Source organism: Pseudonocardia sp. 73-21, from assembly GCF_001899645.1.
In the GTDB taxonomy this organism is placed as follows: domain Bacteria; phylum Actinomycetota; class Actinomycetes; order Mycobacteriales; family Pseudonocardiaceae; genus Pseudonocardia.
The window spans coordinates 60,887-75,864 of the sequence record NZ_MKVV01000091.1 but is presented as its reverse complement, the minus strand read 5'-3'; the positions used below and the strand labels follow the sequence as shown (position 1 = coordinate 75,864).

General features: G+C 72.9%; 14 protein-coding genes. 9 read left to right on the top strand and 5 right to left on the bottom strand.

Going from position 1 to position 14,978, the window contains the following annotated elements:
• Nucleotides 1-46: 46 nt before the first annotated feature.
• From BGP03_RS28205 to BGP03_RS28180, 6 genes are read left to right on the top strand one after another with little or no spacing between them, the layout of a single operon-like run.
• A complete protein-coding gene (locus BGP03_RS28205; protein WP_296368130.1) occupies nucleotides 47-868 on the top strand; it encodes an enoyl-CoA hydratase-related protein in 822 nt (273 codons plus the stop codon).
• The gene (locus BGP03_RS28200) at nucleotides 865-1,059 is read left to right on the top strand and encodes a ferredoxin (RefSeq protein WP_296368128.1); all 195 of its coding nucleotides are present in this window, start codon (nucleotides 865-867) and stop codon (nucleotides 1,057-1,059) included. The genes BGP03_RS28205 and BGP03_RS28200 overlap by 4 nt, the downstream gene beginning before the upstream one ends.
• On the top strand, nucleotides 1,052-2,563 hold the full coding sequence (locus tag BGP03_RS28195) for a class I adenylate-forming enzyme family protein (RefSeq protein WP_298799033.1): 1,512 nt from the start codon (nucleotides 1,052-1,054) through the stop codon (nucleotides 2,561-2,563). The genes BGP03_RS28200 and BGP03_RS28195 overlap by 8 nt, the downstream gene beginning before the upstream one ends.
• 60 nt (nucleotides 2,564-2,623) lie before the next feature.
• Nucleotides 2,624-3,826: a cytochrome P450 gene (locus tag BGP03_RS28190; RefSeq protein ID WP_296368125.1), complete on the top strand. Its 1,203-nt coding sequence runs from the start codon at nucleotides 2,624-2,626 to the stop codon at nucleotides 3,824-3,826.
• Nucleotides 3,823-5,511: an AMP-binding protein gene (locus tag BGP03_RS28185; RefSeq protein ID WP_298799032.1), complete on the top strand. Its 1,689-nt coding sequence runs from the start codon at nucleotides 3,823-3,825 to the stop codon at nucleotides 5,509-5,511. The genes BGP03_RS28190 and BGP03_RS28185 overlap by 4 nt, the downstream gene beginning before the upstream one ends.
• Nucleotides 5,512-5,530: 19 nt before the next feature.
• Nucleotides 5,531-6,382: a PaaX family transcriptional regulator C-terminal domain-containing protein gene (locus BGP03_RS28180; RefSeq protein ID WP_296368122.1), complete on the top strand. Its 852-nt coding sequence runs from the start codon at nucleotides 5,531-5,533 to the stop codon at nucleotides 6,380-6,382.
• Here the strand turns inward: BGP03_RS28180 and BGP03_RS28175 are convergent.
• Nucleotides 6,367-7,425 (bottom strand): MBL fold metallo-hydrolase, encoded by a 1,059-nt coding sequence (locus BGP03_RS28175; RefSeq protein WP_298799031.1) that lies wholly within the window; start codon nucleotides 7,423-7,425, stop codon nucleotides 6,367-6,369. The two genes, BGP03_RS28180 and BGP03_RS28175, sit on opposite strands and share 16 nt — an antisense overlap.
• A gap of 54 nt (nucleotides 7,426-7,479) precedes the next feature.
• Between BGP03_RS28175 and BGP03_RS28170 the strand changes: the two genes are divergently transcribed.
• The gene (locus BGP03_RS28170) at nucleotides 7,480-8,685 is read left to right on the top strand and encodes a cytochrome P450 (RefSeq protein ID WP_298799030.1); all 1,206 of its coding nucleotides are present in this window, start codon (nucleotides 7,480-7,482) and stop codon (nucleotides 8,683-8,685) included.
• Nucleotides 8,682-9,869: a CaiB/BaiF CoA-transferase family protein gene (locus BGP03_RS28165; RefSeq protein ID WP_298799029.1), complete on the top strand. Its 1,188-nt coding sequence runs from the start codon at nucleotides 8,682-8,684 to the stop codon at nucleotides 9,867-9,869. The genes BGP03_RS28170 and BGP03_RS28165 overlap by 4 nt, the downstream gene beginning before the upstream one ends.
• Nucleotides 9,870-9,896: 27 nt before the next feature.
• On the opposite strand, the gene BGP03_RS28160 is transcribed toward BGP03_RS28165, so the two are convergent.
• Complete coding sequence (locus tag BGP03_RS28160; protein ID WP_296368113.1) at nucleotides 9,897-10,706, bottom strand: mycofactocin-coupled SDR family oxidoreductase; 810 nt, start codon at nucleotides 10,704-10,706, stop codon at nucleotides 9,897-9,899.
• A gap of 301 nt (nucleotides 10,707-11,007) precedes the next feature.
• On the bottom strand, nucleotides 11,008-11,841 hold the full coding sequence (locus BGP03_RS28155; RefSeq protein ID WP_296368111.1) for a PaaX family transcriptional regulator C-terminal domain-containing protein: 834 nt from the start codon (nucleotides 11,839-11,841) through the stop codon (nucleotides 11,008-11,010).
• A 273-nt stretch (nucleotides 11,842-12,114) separates the two neighbouring features.
• Here BGP03_RS28155 and BGP03_RS28150 point away from each other — a divergent pair, with 273 nt between their 5' ends.
• The gene (locus tag BGP03_RS28150) at nucleotides 12,115-13,761 is read left to right on the top strand and encodes an AMP-binding protein (protein ID WP_298799028.1); all 1,647 of its coding nucleotides are present in this window, start codon (nucleotides 12,115-12,117) and stop codon (nucleotides 13,759-13,761) included.
• Here BGP03_RS28150 and BGP03_RS28145 read toward each other — a convergent pair.
• Together BGP03_RS28145 and BGP03_RS28140 are read right to left on the bottom strand one after the other, a co-directional pair.
• Nucleotides 13,734-13,901, bottom strand: a complete 168-nt coding sequence (locus BGP03_RS28145; protein WP_298799027.1) for a hypothetical protein — start codon at nucleotides 13,899-13,901, stop codon at nucleotides 13,734-13,736. The genes BGP03_RS28150 and BGP03_RS28145 overlap by 28 nt on opposite strands.
• A 224-nt stretch (nucleotides 13,902-14,125) precedes the next feature.
• Nucleotides 14,126-14,890, bottom strand: coding sequence for an IclR family transcriptional regulator (locus BGP03_RS28140; RefSeq protein ID WP_296368105.1), 765 nt, complete (start codon nucleotides 14,888-14,890; stop codon nucleotides 14,126-14,128).
• Between the last annotated feature and the right edge of the window lie 88 nt (nucleotides 14,891-14,978).

Here is a 14,978-nt window from a genome sequence, read left to right as displayed (position 1 = left end):
CTACAACGCTTCACACTCAGTATCCATCCGTGTCATACTTTCGTTCATGGACCTCAAGGTGACCCGCTACTCCGTCGACGACGACGGCGTCGCCACCGTGTGGCTGCACCGGCCCGGGCGTCGCAACTCCTGGACCGGGCGGATGCACGACGAGTACCGCTGGATCTGCCAGCAGCTCAACACCGACCCGGCCGTGCGCGTCATCGTGCTGACGGGCTCGGGCACCACGTTCTGCATCGGCGCCGACCCCGAGGCCCTCTCGGGTTACGTGACCGCGGAGCACTACGACCCGGCCCTGTCGACCGAGGCCGAGAACCCCGGTTACGGCGTGCGGCCCGAGTTCGACGCCGACATGACCTGGCAGCTCGGGATGCGCGTCCCCATGATCGCCGCGGTCAACGGGGCCTGCGCCGGCATCGCCGTCGCGCTCGCGGCGTTCTGCGACATCCGCTTCGCGGTGGCCGGTGCGAAGGTCACCACCGCGGCGCCGAAGCTGGGACTGCCCGCCGAGTACGGGCTGTCCTGGATCCTGCCGCGGCTGGTCGGCATGACCCACGCCGCCGACATCGTGCTCTCCGGCCGCGTGATCCTCGCCGAGGAGCTGGAGCGCATGGGGTTCTTCAACAAGGTGCTGCCGGCCGAGGACTTCGAGGAGCACGTCCACGACTACGCCCGCGCGATGGCCGCGGCCTCCCCCACCGCCGTCGCCACGGCGAAGCGACAGCTGTGGGGCGATCTCCTGCACGACGACCCGCGCGCCGCGATCGAGGAGAGCAAGGAGCTGATCGGGAAGCTCATGAAGGAACCCGACTACGCCGAGGGTGTGGCGGCGTTCCTGGAGCGGCGCGCGCCGAGGTTCGTCCGATGAGACTCACCGTCGACCCGGGTCTCTGCCAGGGCCACAACCGCTGCACCGCCGTGGCTCCCGACCTCTTCGACATCGACGACGAGGGCTACGCCACCGCTATCGGTGACGTGCCCGCCGGTTCCGGGGAGCTCGCCCAGCTCGCCGTCGACAACTGCCCGGAGCAGGCCATCACCCTCCACCGCGATGCCTGACTGGGGTCGCGAGGTCGAGCGCTCCACCGTCGGCGGGCACCCGTGCCTCGTCTACACCCGTCGCCCCCGGTCCCTCGCCGAACTCCTGCTGGAACGCCGCCGCTGGCCCGACCGCGAGCTGCTGGTGCAGGGTGGCCGCCGGATGACCGGGACGGAGCTGGAACGCCTGGTGGCGCGCACCGCGAGCGGTCTGAAGGGCCGCGGTGTCGGCCCGGGCGACCGCGTGCTGCTGCTGGGGTTCAACTCCGTCGAGTGGGTCGTGGCGTTCTGGGCGCTGCAGTGCCTCGGCGCCGTGGCCGCGCTGGGCAACGCCTGGTGGAGCGACGCGGAGGTGGCCGCCGCGGTCGCGCAGGTCGAGCCGGTGCTGGCGATCACCGACCGGCCCGTGGACGGGGCCGTGCCGTTCGCCGAGCTGGGCGGCCCCGACGCACCTCTGGACCTGCATCCCGTCGCCGAGGACGACATCGCGCTGATCATGTTCAGCTCCGGCACCACCGGGGCCGCCAAGGGCGTGCTGATGTCGCACCGCTCGGTGGTGGCCAACATCCACAACCTGCTGGTGCTCACCGGGCGGCTGCCCGACGAGCTGCCGGAGTCGCATCCGGGCACCGTCAGCATGCTGTCGGTGCCGCTGTTCCACCTGGCCGGCATCCAGACCAGCATCACCACGCTGCTGTCGGGCGGGCGGCTGGTGTTCCTGGAGGGGAAGTTCGATCCCGGCGAGGTGCTGCGGTTGATCGAGGCGGAGCGGGTGCGGGTCTGGGGCTCGATCCCGACCATGGTCTCCCGCGTGCTGGAGCATCCCGACTTCGCCGCCTTCGACACGTCCAGCGTCTCGTCGGTGCCGATGGGCGGCTCGGCGATCTCCCCCGAGCTGCGCGCGCGGGTCGCCGCGTCGTTCACCGGTGTGAAGGCGCGGGTGGGCAGCCTCTACGGGCTCACCGAGGCCGGCGGGGTGCTGGCCGCCGGCTCGGGCGCCGACATCACGTCGCGGCCCGGCGCCGTCGGGCGGGCGCTGCCCGTGGTGGAGCTGGCGATCCGCGACGGCGGGGAGATCGCGGCCCGCACCCCGACCATGACGGGCGGCTATCTCGGCGACCCCGCCCCGATCGCCGACGCCGACGGCTGGGTCCTCACCGGCGACCTCGGCCGCATCGACGAGGACGGCTGGCTCTACGTCACCGGCCGCAGCAAGGACGTGATCATCCGCGGCGGGGAGAACATCGCCGCGGCCCACGTCGAGCAGGCACTGCTCACGCACCCGGACGTCGTCGAGGTGGCGGTGGTGGCACTCCCCCACGCCGACCTGGGCGAGGAGGTGGCTGCGGCCGTCGTGCTGCGGGGCCCGGCCGACGCCGACGCCCTGCGCGCCCACGCCGCCGGATCGTTGGGGCGCCACGAGGTGCCGACGCGGTGGTGGTTCCACCCCGGGCCGCTGCCGACCAATCCCAGCGGCAAGATCGTCCGCCGCCAGGTCCGGGAGGAGTGGCCGGCAAACGGCTGATTGTCGCAACTCCTGCGGATCGCTACTCTTCTGTCCACTGTTAGGGAACGGGGTGGTCCGATGGGCGAGGCGACGCTGCCGGACGGCTGGGTGGGCGACTTCGATCTCTACGACCCCGCCTACCTGGACGAGCCGTCGTCGGTGTGGCGGGCGATGCGCGAGGGCTGCCCGGTCGCACGCAGCAGTCGTCGCGGCGGCGCCGTGCTGCCCGTGCGCCACGCCGACATCGCGGCCGTCGCCCGCGACACCGCCACCTTCAGCTCACGTGCGCTGGAGGCCACCGGGCCCGTTCCCCGACCGGGCAACGAGCTGCGGATGCCGCCGATCACGTCCGACCCGCCACGGCACGCCGGTGAGCGGAAGGTGCTCCTCCCGCTGTTCAACCGCGCCGCCGTCGCCGCGCTGGAGCCCGGCACCCGGGAGGCCGCCGCGGCGCTCGTCGACCAGGTCGCCGGTCGCCCGACCGTCGACGCGGCCGACGCCTTCGCCCGGCACATCCCCATCGCGACGATCGCCGCGATGCTCGACCTCGCCGACGACGACGTGGCGCAGTTCAGCACCTGGATCGTGCAGTTCCTCAAGGAGGGCCCGCGCGACCAGGGCGCCCGGCTGGCCGCCATCGCGTCGATCACCGGCTACTTCACCGAGCTGGTGCGCGGGCAGCGGCCCGTGGGCGGCGGGGGCGTCGTCGCCGAGCTGCTGCGGCGCCGCGACGAGGAGTCGCTCACCGAGGACCAGATCGTCGGGATGTGCTTCCTGCTCCTGGTGGCGGGCATCGACACGACGTGGAGCGCGATCGGCTCCAGCCTGTGGCACCTCGCCGCCCATCCCGACGACCGGCGACGGCTCGCGGCCGAACCGGAACTGCTCCCGACCGCGGTCGAGGAGCTGATCCGGGTCTACGCGCCCATCACGATCGCCCGGGTCGCGAATGCCCCGGCGGAGGTCGGCGGCTGTCCGGTCGCCGCGGGCGAGCGCGTGCTCCTGCCGTGGGCCGCAGCGAACCGCGACCCCGCGGTGTTCACCGACCCGGACCTCGTGGTGCTCGACCGCGCGCGCAACCCGCACCTCGCGTTCGGACTCGGCATCCACCGGTGCCTGGGCTCGGGGCTGGCACGCATGGAGATCCGGGTGGCGCTCGAGGAGTGGCTGCGGCGCATCCCGGAGTTCGAGCTCGACCCCGACCGGCCGGTCACCTGGACCGGCGGCAACGTCCGCGGGCCGGAGAGCCTGTGGCTGCAGATCCCAGGGAGCGCACCATGACCGACGAGTTCACGGAGTCCCGGCGCCCGACCGCCGAGGAGGACGCGGCACGGTTCCTGGAGTCGGGCTTCTGGCGCGACCGGTCCATGCTCGACGACATCCTCGACCACGTCGCGACCACGCCGCAGAAGGCCGCGATCGTCACCTACCGCAGCGGCAGCACCACCCCGGTGACACTCACCTACGGCCGGCTCGGCACGGTCGTCGACCGGATCGCCCGCGGCCTTCTGGAGCTCGGGATCGAACGCGGCGACGTGGTCTCGATCCAGATGCCGAACGGCTGGGAGTTCGCCGCCACCACGCTGGCCGCGATGCGCATCGGCGCCGTCGTCAACCCGCTCGTCGCCATCTTCCGCCGCCGGGAGCTGGAGTTCATGCTGGCCAGGGCCCGGTCGAAGGTGCTGATCGTGCCCGAGACGTTCCGCGGGTTCTCCCACGCGCAGCTCGCCGCCGAGCTGCGCGACGTCCTGCCCGAGCTGCGCGACGCCGTGGTCGTCGGCAGCGGCGGTCCCGCCGCCCTGCCCGAGGGGCTCCTGGAGTTCGACGAGTTCTTCCTGCAGCGTGACCGGCCCCGGCAGCCGCTGACGGAGCTGCACCGGCAGCCGGACGAGATCGCCACGCTGATGTACACCTCCGGCACCACCGGTGAGCCGAAGGGCACCCTCCACACCGCCAACACGCTGTGGTCGGCGGGCTGCCCGCTGTTCGACAGCCTCGGCCTCGTCGCCGACGACGTGTGCTTCATGGCCTCCACGATGGGCCATCTCACCGGCTTCCTGTGGGGGATGCTGCAACCGCTCGCCCGGGGCATGACGGTGGTGTTCCAGGACGTGTGGGACCCCGCGGCGTTCGTCCGGCTCGTCGGCGAGGAGCGGATCACCTGGACGCTCTCCGCCACGCCGTTCGTGGTCGACAGCGTAGAGGCGCAGCTGCGTGACCAGCGGGATCTCTCCACGTTCCGCTACTTCGTCTGCGCCGGGGCGCCGATCCCGTCGGCGCTGCCACCCCGTGCCACCGAGGTGCTGGGCGCCAAGCTCATGGCGTTGTGGGGCACGTCGGAATGCGGGATCTGCACGATCCACACCCCGGACGCGCCGGTCGCCGAGGTGGCGGGCAGCGACGGGCGCCCCACGCCGGTCATGCAGGTGCGCCTCGTCGACGAGCTCGGCGAACCCGTGCCGGACGGCACGCCCGGGCGGCTGCTCACCCGCGGGCCCAGCATGTTCGTCGGCTACCTGGGCCGACGCGACCTCTACGACAGCGTGGTCGATCCGAACGGCTGGTTCGACACCGGCGACCTGGGCTACCGCACGCCCGAGGGCGGCGTGCGGATCAGCGGACGGTCGAAGGACATCATCATCCGCGGCGGCGAGAACATCCCCGTCGTCGAGATCGAGAACCTGCTCTTCACGCATCCGCGGGTGAAGGAGGTGGCGGTCGTCGCCTACGCCGACGAGCGGCTCGGCGAGCGTGCCTGCGCCGTCGTCGTCCCCGACGGCGAGGCCCCGACGCTGGCCGAGCTGACGGCGTTCCTGGCCGGGGCGGGCACGGCCACCCAGTACTGGCCCGAGCGGCTCGAGATCCGTCCGGAGATGCCGCGGACGCCGTCTGGGAAGATCCAGAAGTTCAAGCTCCGCGACGAGGTCGGGGCGCTGGTCGGCCGGACGGTGTTCGAGGGCGTCTGATCCCGGGAGGTTGGCGACGGTGGCCGGACGACGGGCCGAGGGGGTCGTCTCCGACCTGCGCGACATCACGCTGCGCAGCGCGCCCGCCCTGCTGCTGGTGGTGCTCGGCGAGTTCGTGCTCCCCCACGACGAGCCCGTCTGGTCGGCGACGCTGATGCGCGCGCTCGCCGACCTGGACGTCGAGCCGACGGCGGCGCGCAAAGCGATCCAGCGCACCACCGAGCGCGGCGTCGTCGCCGCGGAGAAGGACGGCAGGCGCGTCCGCATCACGCTCACCGATGCCGGGCGCCGGCTGCTGAACGCGGGCGGCGAGCGGGTCTTCGGCTTCACGGGCGAGAGCCGCGACTGGGACGGCCGGTGGCTCGCCCTCACCCTCACCGTCCCCGAGACGCACCGCCACCTGCGCCACCACCTGCGCACCCGGCTCACCTGGGCGGGTCTGGGGTCGCCCACCGCGGGGTTGTGGGTCACCCCGCACACGGCCCGCGCCGACGAGGTCGCGCACATCGTCGACGACCTCGGCCTGTCGGACCTGGCGTTCTCCCACGTCGGGGCGTTCGGGCCGGTCGGCGACGAGCGGCGGATGGTCGAGCAGGCCTGGGACCTCGACGACCTCGCCGGGCACTACGCCGACTTCCTGCACCGCTTCCGCAGGCTGCGCGCCGACGACGCCCGCGCGGCGTTCCGTCAGCGGGTGGAGCTGGTGCAGGCCTGGCGACGGTTCCCGTACCTCGATCCCGCGCTGCCCGCCCGGCTCAGCCGGCCCACCTGGATCGGGGTCGAGGCCGCCGGGTTCCTGCACCACACCCGCTCGGCGTGGGCCCCCGGCTCGGACGAGCACTGGGCCCGCCTGGGTCAGCCCGTCACGTAGTGGTGCACCCCGTCCTCGTCGGTGCGCACCAGCGTGCCGCCCGCGGCGAGGACGTCCAGATGCGCCATCGTCTCGGTGACCGCGAGGCAGCGGCTGAAGAGGTCGAGGTCGTCGTAGGGGTGCTCGCGCCGGGTCCAGCGCAGCCGTCGGGCGGCCTCGGCCGCGGTGCCCGCGCCCGCCGCCACCGCGGCGCGGGCCTGTGACAACCGGGTGTCGTGGTGCTCCACCAGCTCGTCGACGCGGGCGTGCACGCTCGGCCCGGCCGGACCGTGCGCGGCGAGCAGCCGGCGGTCGGGCAGCTCCCGGACCAGCCGCAACGATCGCAGGTAGTCCCCCAGAGGGAGCGCCGACGGCGCCTGCTCGAAGCCGATGGACGGCGTGATCCGCGGCAGCACGTGGTCACCGGCGAACATCACGTCGCGGGCCGGGTCGACGAACACCACGTGGCCGCGGGTGTGGCCGGGGGTCGGGTGCATCTCCCACGTGCCCGACTCGAGCGACACCGCGCCGGGGGCGTCGAGCCAGTCGTCGGGGTCCTCCCAGTCGCGGACGTCGTGGTTCGACGGGATCGTGGCCACCAGCTCACGGCCCAGCGCGTCGCCGCCGCCCCGGTGCAGCTGGAGCAGCAGCCCGCCCCACGGCTCGTGCTCGGGATCCCGGCCGGTGCGCAGCGTGGCGGCCTCGTCCCGGCCGATGCTGACGCGCATCCCGAACTCCCGGCGCAACGTGACGGCGAGCGTGTAGTGGTCGCGGTGCACGTGCGTCACGAGGAAGCGGCGGACGTCGGCGAACCCGCAGTCGAGTGCCTTGAGCGACTGCTCCAGCAGATCCCGGGCCAGGGCGATGGCCCAGCCCGAGTCCACGAGCACCAGCCCGTCACCGTCGCGTACGGCGTAGACGTTCACCGCGCGCAGCCCGTCCTGGGGCAGCGGGAGCGGGATCCGGTAGACCCCGTCCGCCACCTCGTACGTGCCGGGCGCCGTCCAGTCGCCGTCGGGGTCGTCCACCTGCACCTCGTTGCGCCCGAGCTCCTCGACCGTCATGGGCAATACCGTACATCACTCGACACTCAGTCGCCTCGAACGTAGAGTATTGCCATGACCGACGGGTACGACCTCTTCTCCGCCGCGTACCGCAACGACCCCGCCCCGATGTGGGAGGCGGCCCGCGCGAGCGGCTGCCCCGTGGCCCACACCGAGGCGTGGGGCGGGTCGTACATGCTCACGCGCTTCGACGACATCCGCGACGCGGCACGCAACCCCGAGCAGTTCTCCTCCCGCGCCGTCGAGGTGGCCGGCCCGCTGGAGTCGGCGGGCGGGCTGCTGCTGCCCCCGCTGACGTCCGACCCGCCGCAGCACAAGCGCGAGCGCGACGTCCTCATGCCGTACTTCCTGCCCGCGCGCACCGCCGCGTACGAGAACTTCATCCGCACGCAGGCCCGGACGCTGGCCGAGGGCATCGCCGCCCGCGGCAGTGGTGACGCGGTGGGCGACTACGCCGAGCACCTCACGCTCGCCGTGCTCACCGAACTGCTGGGGGTGCCGCCGGGCGGGCGGTTCTCCGAGTGGATGGTGCGGATGATCCGCATCGGCGGTCAGGACCAGGCCGTGCGGGCCGAGGTGGTGAAGGAGATCATCGCCTACCTCGACGCGCTGCTCACCGAGCGCACCGCAGAGCGCGGCGACGACCTCATCAGCTACCTCGTCGACGCCGAGATGGACGGCGAACCGTTGTCGCGCAAGCACAAGCTGGGCTCGGCGTTCCTCGTGCTCATCGCGGGCGCCGACACCACCTGGAGCGCGATCGGCTCGTCGATCTGGCACCTGGCCACCCACGACGACGACCGGAACCGCCTGCTCACCGAGCCGGCCCTGATGGCCACGGCGGTCGAGGAGTTCCTGCGGGCGTACGCGCCGGTGACGGTCGGGCGGATCTCCACGTCCGACGTCGAGATGCACGGGCGGTGCGTGCACGCCGGGGAGCGGGTGATCCTGCCGTTCGGGGCGGCCAACCGCGATCCCGCGGTGTTCGAGGCGCCCGAGGAGGTGCGTATCGACCGCAGACGCAACCGCCACCTGACGTTCGGCACCGGGGCGCACCGCTGCCTGGGCTCCAACCTCGCCCGACTGGAGCTGCGCATCGCGATCGAGGAGTGGCTGCGGGTGATGCCGCACTTCAGCCTCGCGAATCCCGGGACCATCGAATGGAGCGGCGGGCAGACGCGCGGGCCGCAGAGCGTGGACGTGGTCGTGAGCGGGAAACAGGGCCAGGACACTGTTGTCCGCGCACGGGCGCTCTCGTGAGCGCGCCTGCGCCGCTCGCAGGGATCCGGGTGGTCGAGCTGGGGCACTGGATGGCCGCGCCCGCCGCCGGCGGGGTGCTCGCCGACTGGGGCGCCGACGTCGTCAAGATCGAACCGCCCGGTGGCGAGCCGATGCGCACCATCTGGGGTTCCGCCGGCGCCAACCCCGACGCCCCCAACGGTGCGTTCACCTCGGCGAACCGGGGCAAGCGCTCCATCGAGCTCGACGTCCGCAGCGAGGCGGGGCGCGAGGTGCTCGGGCGGTTGCTCGAGGGCGCGGACGTGCTGCTGTCGAACCTGCGGCCGTCGGCGCTGGAGCGGCTGGGGCTCGCCCCGTCGCTCGTGCGGGACCGGTACCCGCGCCTGGTGTTCTGCTCGCTGTCGGCCTACGGCTGGGGCGGACCCGACCAGGAGCGCGCCGGCTACGACCTCGCCGGCTTCTTCGCCCGCGCCGGCGTCGCCAACGCGATCACCACCCAGGGCACCCCCCCGGCGGCGATGTGGACGGGCATCGGCGACACGTTCACCGCGATGGCCGCGGTGGCCGGTATCAGCGCGGCCCTGGTCGAACGCACGACGACCGGCCGCGGCCGCATGGTTGAGGCCTCGTTGCAGCGCACCGGCATGTGGGCGCTGGCCGGGGAGCTGGGCACGCAGGCGATGGGAGGGACGCCGCGGCCCCCCTACCCCAGGGAGAAGTGCCCCACCCCGATGTACAACTCCTACCGCACCGCCGACGACCGCTGGTTCTTCCTGGTCGGGGTGGAGGCGGGCCGGCAGCTGCCGAAGGTGCTGGCCGCCATCGACCGACCCGACCTCCGCGACGACGAACGCTTCGCGGGCGCCCGCGCGCTGACGAGGAACCGCGTCGAGGTGGTGGCGATCCTGGACGAGGCCTTCGCCGCCCACACCCTCGAGCACTGGTCCGGGGTGTTCGACGAGTACGACGTCTTCTGGGCGCCGATCCAGGACGCCGCCGAGGTGCTGGACGACCCCCAGGCCCGGGCCACGGGCGCGTGGCTGGAGGTGGAGGGCACGGGCGTCGAGTCGGTGGACGCCCCCATCCGTTGGGACGGCGCGTCCCGCGGCACGGTCGCCCCTCCCCCGCGGGCCGGCCAGCACACGAGGGAGCTCCTGGAGTCGCTGGGTTACGACGAGGCGCAGATCGCGGCGCTCCTGCCGTGAGGGGCACGACGTCGGGGCCGCGAACCCTCAGCGGTTCGTGTTGCCCGCGTCCACCGTCAGGCTCAGGCCCGTGACGTAGCGCGACTCGTCGCTCGCCAGGTACAGCACCGCGTCGCTGACGTCGCGCGGCTCGATGAACTTCACCGGCAGCGAGTTCATGAAGATCCCGCCGACGCCGGGGTTGTCGGCGATGAGGCGGTCCATGTCGGCCAGGCCGTCCACCAGCGTCGTACGGACACCGGTGGGGTGCACCGTGTTGACGCGGATGTGGTGGCGCCCCAGCTCGTTGGCCATCACCTGCGCCAGCCCGACCACCCCGTGCTTGGCCGCGACGTACGGCGCGAGGAACGGCACACCCTTCAGCGCCGCCGTGGAGCCGGTGGCGATGATCGAGCCCCCACCGGCCGCGACGAGGTGGGGGGCGGCCACCGTCATCGTGTTCCAGACGCCGGTGAGCCCGACGGAGATCGTGTCCTCCCAGATCTGCGGTGTCACCTCGTCCCACGGCTTGAGGATGCAGACACCCGCATTGGCCACGGCCACGTCGAGGCGCCCGAGCTGCGCCACCCCCTCGGCGACCGCGGCAGTGAGCGCGTCCCTGTCGCGGACGTCGGCCCGCACCGCGACGATCCGGCGGTCCAGCGCCTCCACGCCCTTGACCGTCCGGGCCAGGTCGTCGGGGGTGGCCATCGGGTACTCGGCGGAGGCGTTGTCGGCGCAGACGTCCACCGCGATGATGTCGGCGCCGTGCTCGGCGAGGGTCAGTGCGTGGCTGCGCCCCTGCCCCCGTGCCGCGCCGGTGACCAGCACGACCTTCCCCTGCACCCGACCCTTCACGCGATCTCCTACACTCAATGATACCCGATTGCTTGTGATGTAGAGTGTCACGCATGGGACCGATCAGCAACCGCTACATCCAGGTGGTGCTCGACGCCCGCCGCCGGACCGCAGCCCACGCCGCCAGCTCACGGTCCTGACGACCTCGGCGGGCTTCCCCGGCATCTACGTCGGCCTGATCAAGGACGCCGGGATGGTGCACCAGCACGAGGTCGGCTCCACGCGGCAGGCGATCAAGGCGGGTGGTCGTCCGTGGTGATCGATCAGCGACATTGGCGCCTTGATCACCGCTCGGGGGCGGTCAGCCGGGCGAGGTCTCCTCGACGACCTCTTTCCAGCGGGCGTGGGCGTCGTCGTACCACTCGGTGCGCAGCTGCTGGAACATCGCCGCCGCCCGCCGCCCGATCCAGTCCGGCAGCAGGGCCTCGGGCAGCTGGGGGTCGACGAACGGGAAGCGCTGCCACTGGCTCACCAGCTCCACGTGGGTGAGCAGCACCGGGTCGCCCGGCTCGGGGCGCGCGCCGTCGTAGGTGCGCAGCAGCTCGTCGTACATCGCGACGAGGCCGTCGAGGTCCCAGGCGCGCTGCACGATCTCGGCGTCGGACAGGCCCACGTCGGTCGACGAGCCGGTGAACGACAACGTCGACTCCCGCAGCCCCAGGTCGGCGACCACCCGCCGCGCCTCCGCGGCCCGCTCCGGATGCGGGGTGAGCCAGACGCCCGGCGTCGGGTTGCCGAAGCCCGCCCAGCTCAGCGCGCCGTAGAGCTTCTTGCGGACGGTGCGCAGGCTCTGCGGGATGGTGATCAGCAGGATGAGCCAGCGGCCGTCCCACTCGGGCGCCGCGCTGAGCGAGTAGACGCGCCGGGCGCCGTCGGAGATGAGCTGCCGGCCAGCCGGGGTGATCTCCCAGCGCACCTCGCGGCCGTGCCGCTCGCCGACGATCCAGCCGGCCGCCGCACCGCGGGCGATGGCCTGGCGCGCCGTCTGCTCCTCGACGCCGACGCCGGTGAGCACGTGCAGCAGCGACGACGTCCACACCGGCCGACCGGCGGGCAGCACCAGCTCACCGAGCACCGTGAGCAGCAGTGACCGTGCGCTTCCGGGGCTCACGACGAGCCCGCCGACCGAGGGCATCGGAGCAGTCTAGGGATCACTCACGCCCGGCCGGACGCAGGCCGACCGTGGCGATCGCGCCCATCCGGAAGAGGTGTTCCGGGCCGCCGTAGGGACTGAGGAGCAGGTCGACAGTCGAGGCCACTGCGTCGCGCATGGTGTCCGCCATAGGTGCCGACCAGCCGTGATCGTCAACCTTCGACACCTCTAGCGCCTCAGGACCGCGCTGTGTAGGCTATTTTCGCACGTGACGCAGACCACCCCACCAACCCCGCCACCGACGCAGGAGGACGCATGCCGGCCCTCACCGAGTCCTACCGGCCCGCCGACGAGGAACTCCCCCTGCTCGAGGAGACCGTCGCCGGGATGCTGCGCCGGGCCGCGTCGGAGGTGCCCGACCGCGTCGCGCTCGTCGACGCCGTGGCCGATCCCACGCTGCGTCGCAGCTGGACCTACGCCGAACTGCTGGCCGACGCCGAGCGGATCGCCCGCGCCCTGCTGTCCCGCTTCGGTCCGGGCGAGCGCGTCGCGATCTGGGCGCCCAACTGCGCGGAGTGGCTCGTCGTGCAGCACGGCGTGAGTCTCGCCGGGATGGTGCTGGTTCCGGTCAACCCCGCCTACCGGCAGGCCGAGCTGGAGTACGTGCTCACGCAGTCGCGCGCGGCGGTCCTCCTGCACGCCGACGCCTACCGCGGCTTCGACATGGCGGCGGCGGTCGAGGCGGCCCGCGGAGGAGCACCGGCGCTGCGGCAGACGGTGTCGCTGTCGGACTGGGACGCCTACCTCGGTTCCGGCGACCCGGCCGCCGCCCTGCCCGAGATCACCCCCGACGACCACCTGCAGATCCAGTACACCTCCGGCACCACCGGCTTCCCCAGGGGCGCGCTGCTGCACCACCGCGGCATCGTCAACGCGTCGCGGTTCGTGTTCCTGCGCGCCGACGCCTCCGACGGGGCGGTCTGCATCAACTCCATGCCCATGTTCCACATCGGCGGCGGCGCCGTCACCGGCATCGGCACGCTGTCGCAACGCGGCACCTACGTGCTCATGCCGGGCTTCGAGCCCGGCCTGCAGCTCGAGCTGACCGAGACCTACCGCGGCACGGTCATGCTGCTGGTGCCGACGATGCTGATCGCGGTGCTCGACCACCCCGAGCGGGCCTCACGCGACCTGTCGAGCATCGAGACGGTGCTGTCGGGCGCCTCGTTCGTGCCCGCCGAGCTGGTGCGCCGCACGCAGGAGACGCTGGACTGCCGGTTCAGCATCCTGTTCGGCCAGACCGAGATGCACGGCGTCATCGCCCAGACCGGCACCGACGACAGCCCGGAGGACCAGTCCGCCACGATCGGACGTCCGCTCCCCCAGGCCGAGGTCCGGATCGCCGACCCGGTCACGGGCGAGACGATGCCGCTGGGCGAGTCCGGCGAGATCTGCGTGCGCGGGTACCAGACGATGCACTCCTACTTCGAGCTCCCGGAGGCCACCGCCGAGGCCATCACGCCCGACGGCTGGCTGCATTCCGGCGACCTCGGGGCGATGGACGACCGCGGCTTCCTCACCATCACCGGTCGCCTCAAGGACATGATCATCCGGGGCGGCGTGAACATCTACCCGCGCGAGATCGAGGACACGCTGCTCGCCCACCCGAAGGTCGCGGAGACCGCGGTGCTCGGCATTCCGCACCCGACCTGGGGCGAGACGGTGAACGCCGCGATCCGGCCGGTGGATCCGGCCGACCCACCCACCCCCGACGAGCTGCGCGCCTTCTGCCGCGAGCGGATGGCCGCGTTCAAGACCCCGGCGGGCTGGTTCCTCGTCGACGCCCTGCCCGCCACGCCGACCGGCAAGATCCAGAAGTTCGTGCTGCGCGACCGCATCGAGGGCGGCGAGCTCACACCCACGCCGCTCGCGGATCAGGCGACGGCGGCCCGGCTCGGGTAGAGCGCCTCGGCGCCACCGGCGAGCGCGCCACGCACCTGCCGGCTCAGGTCGTCGGCGAGCACCTCGCCCACGCCGGCCTGCACACCGTCGAGCGCCGGGGTGGCCGGGGCGTTCTCGGGCGCGTCGATGTGGGCGATCATGTCGGTGTCCCTGGAGCCGACGGGCAGGGCCGTGGTGGTGATGCCCGGCGGCGCGAGCTGCTGGCGCGCGGCGTCGGTCTGGGCCCACGCGGCCGCCGTCGCCGCGTTGTCGGCGCCGGAACCGCCGAATGGAACCAGGACAGCACCGACACGACGGTGAGCACGGCGCCACCACCGTTAGCGGCCGGGCACAGCGCGAACGCGCGGGACGGCGGCCTGTCCGGTCAGGCCGTGATCTCCCCGCCGATCCGGTTTGTGATCGCCCGGGCCGTGCGGGCCACCTCGTCCACCAGCGTCGGGTCACCCGCACCGTGGGGGAACGTGACGGCCACGGCGGCCACGGGATGGTGGGCGTGGTCGCGCACGGCCACGGCCACCGACGCGAAGCCCGGCGTCACCTCCCCGTCCTCGGCGGCGTGGCCGAGCCGGCGGGTGTCCACCAGCAGCCGGCGCAGCGCCGAGAGCGAGCGGGGGCCGACGCCGTGCCGGGTCACGAAGGCGTCCGCGGTCGGGAAGAGGGCCTTCAGGTGCGCGGCCGGCAGCGCGGCGAGCATCGCGCGGCCACTGGCGGTGAGCGGAGCCGGCAGGCGCACGCCGACGTCGGTCACCAGCGGCGGGCGGCCCGGCGCGCGCTCCTCGATCACGTAGATGACCTCCCGGCCGTGCATCACCGCCAGGTGGGCCGTGTGGCCGGTGCGGTCGGCGAGGCGGGCGAGCGGTACCCGGGCCAGCCGCGTGAGGGGTTCCTGGCGGCTGTAGCCGGTGCCCAGCTCGTACGCGGCGACGCCGAGGCAGAAGCGCCGCTCGTCGACGAGATGGACGACGAAACCGCTGGTCGCGAGTGCAGCGAGCAGCTGGTAGACGGTGGAGCGGGGCAGCTCCAGATCGCGCGCGATCGCCGCGGCGGGCACCGGACCGGCCTGGCGTCCGAGGTGGGCCAGGATCGCCAGAACCTGCTGAGCTGCGGGGACCTTCACCTGTTCGGCCATCCGGAGCAGGGTAGCCAACTGTCCGGGATCCCGGACATCTTCGGGCCGCGGGCCATGGTGGAGGCGTGTGCGGCAGGTGTCCCATGGA

What these genes read in the sequence shown, in the direction of transcription:
- BGP03_RS28205 (WP_296368130.1), top strand. Translation starts at nt 47, where the DNA reads ATGGACCTCAAGGTGACCCGCTACTCCGTCGACGACGACGGCGTCGCC.
- BGP03_RS28200 (WP_296368128.1), top strand. Translation starts at nt 865, where the DNA reads ATGAGACTCACCGTCGACCCGGGTCTCTGCCAGGGCCACAACCGCTGC.
- BGP03_RS28195 (WP_298799033.1), top strand. Translation starts at nt 1,052, where the DNA reads ATGCCTGACTGGGGTCGCGAGGTCGAGCGCTCCACCGTCGGCGGGCAC.
- BGP03_RS28190 (WP_296368125.1), top strand. Translation starts at nt 2,624, where the DNA reads ATGGGCGAGGCGACGCTGCCGGACGGCTGGGTGGGCGACTTCGATCTC.
- BGP03_RS28185 (WP_298799032.1), top strand. Translation starts at nt 3,823, where the DNA reads ATGACCGACGAGTTCACGGAGTCCCGGCGCCCGACCGCCGAGGAGGAC.
- BGP03_RS28175 (WP_298799031.1), bottom strand. Translation starts at nt 7,425, where the DNA reads ATGACGGTCGAGGAGCTCGGGCGCAACGAGGTGCAGGTGGACGACCCC.
- BGP03_RS28170 (WP_298799030.1), top strand. Translation starts at nt 7,480, where the DNA reads ATGACCGACGGGTACGACCTCTTCTCCGCCGCGTACCGCAACGACCCC.
- BGP03_RS28155 (WP_296368111.1), bottom strand. Translation starts at nt 11,841, where the DNA reads ATGCCCTCGGTCGGCGGGCTCGTCGTGAGCCCCGGAAGCGCACGGTCA.
- BGP03_RS28150 (WP_298799028.1), top strand. Translation starts at nt 12,115, where the DNA reads ATGCCGGCCCTCACCGAGTCCTACCGGCCCGCCGACGAGGAACTCCCC.
- BGP03_RS28145 (WP_298799027.1), bottom strand. Translation starts at nt 13,901, where the DNA reads ATGATCGCCCACATCGACGCGCCCGAGAACGCCCCGGCCACCCCGGCG.
- BGP03_RS28140 (WP_296368105.1), bottom strand. Translation starts at nt 14,890, where the DNA reads ATGGCCGAACAGGTGAAGGTCCCCGCAGCTCAGCAGGTTCTGGCGATC.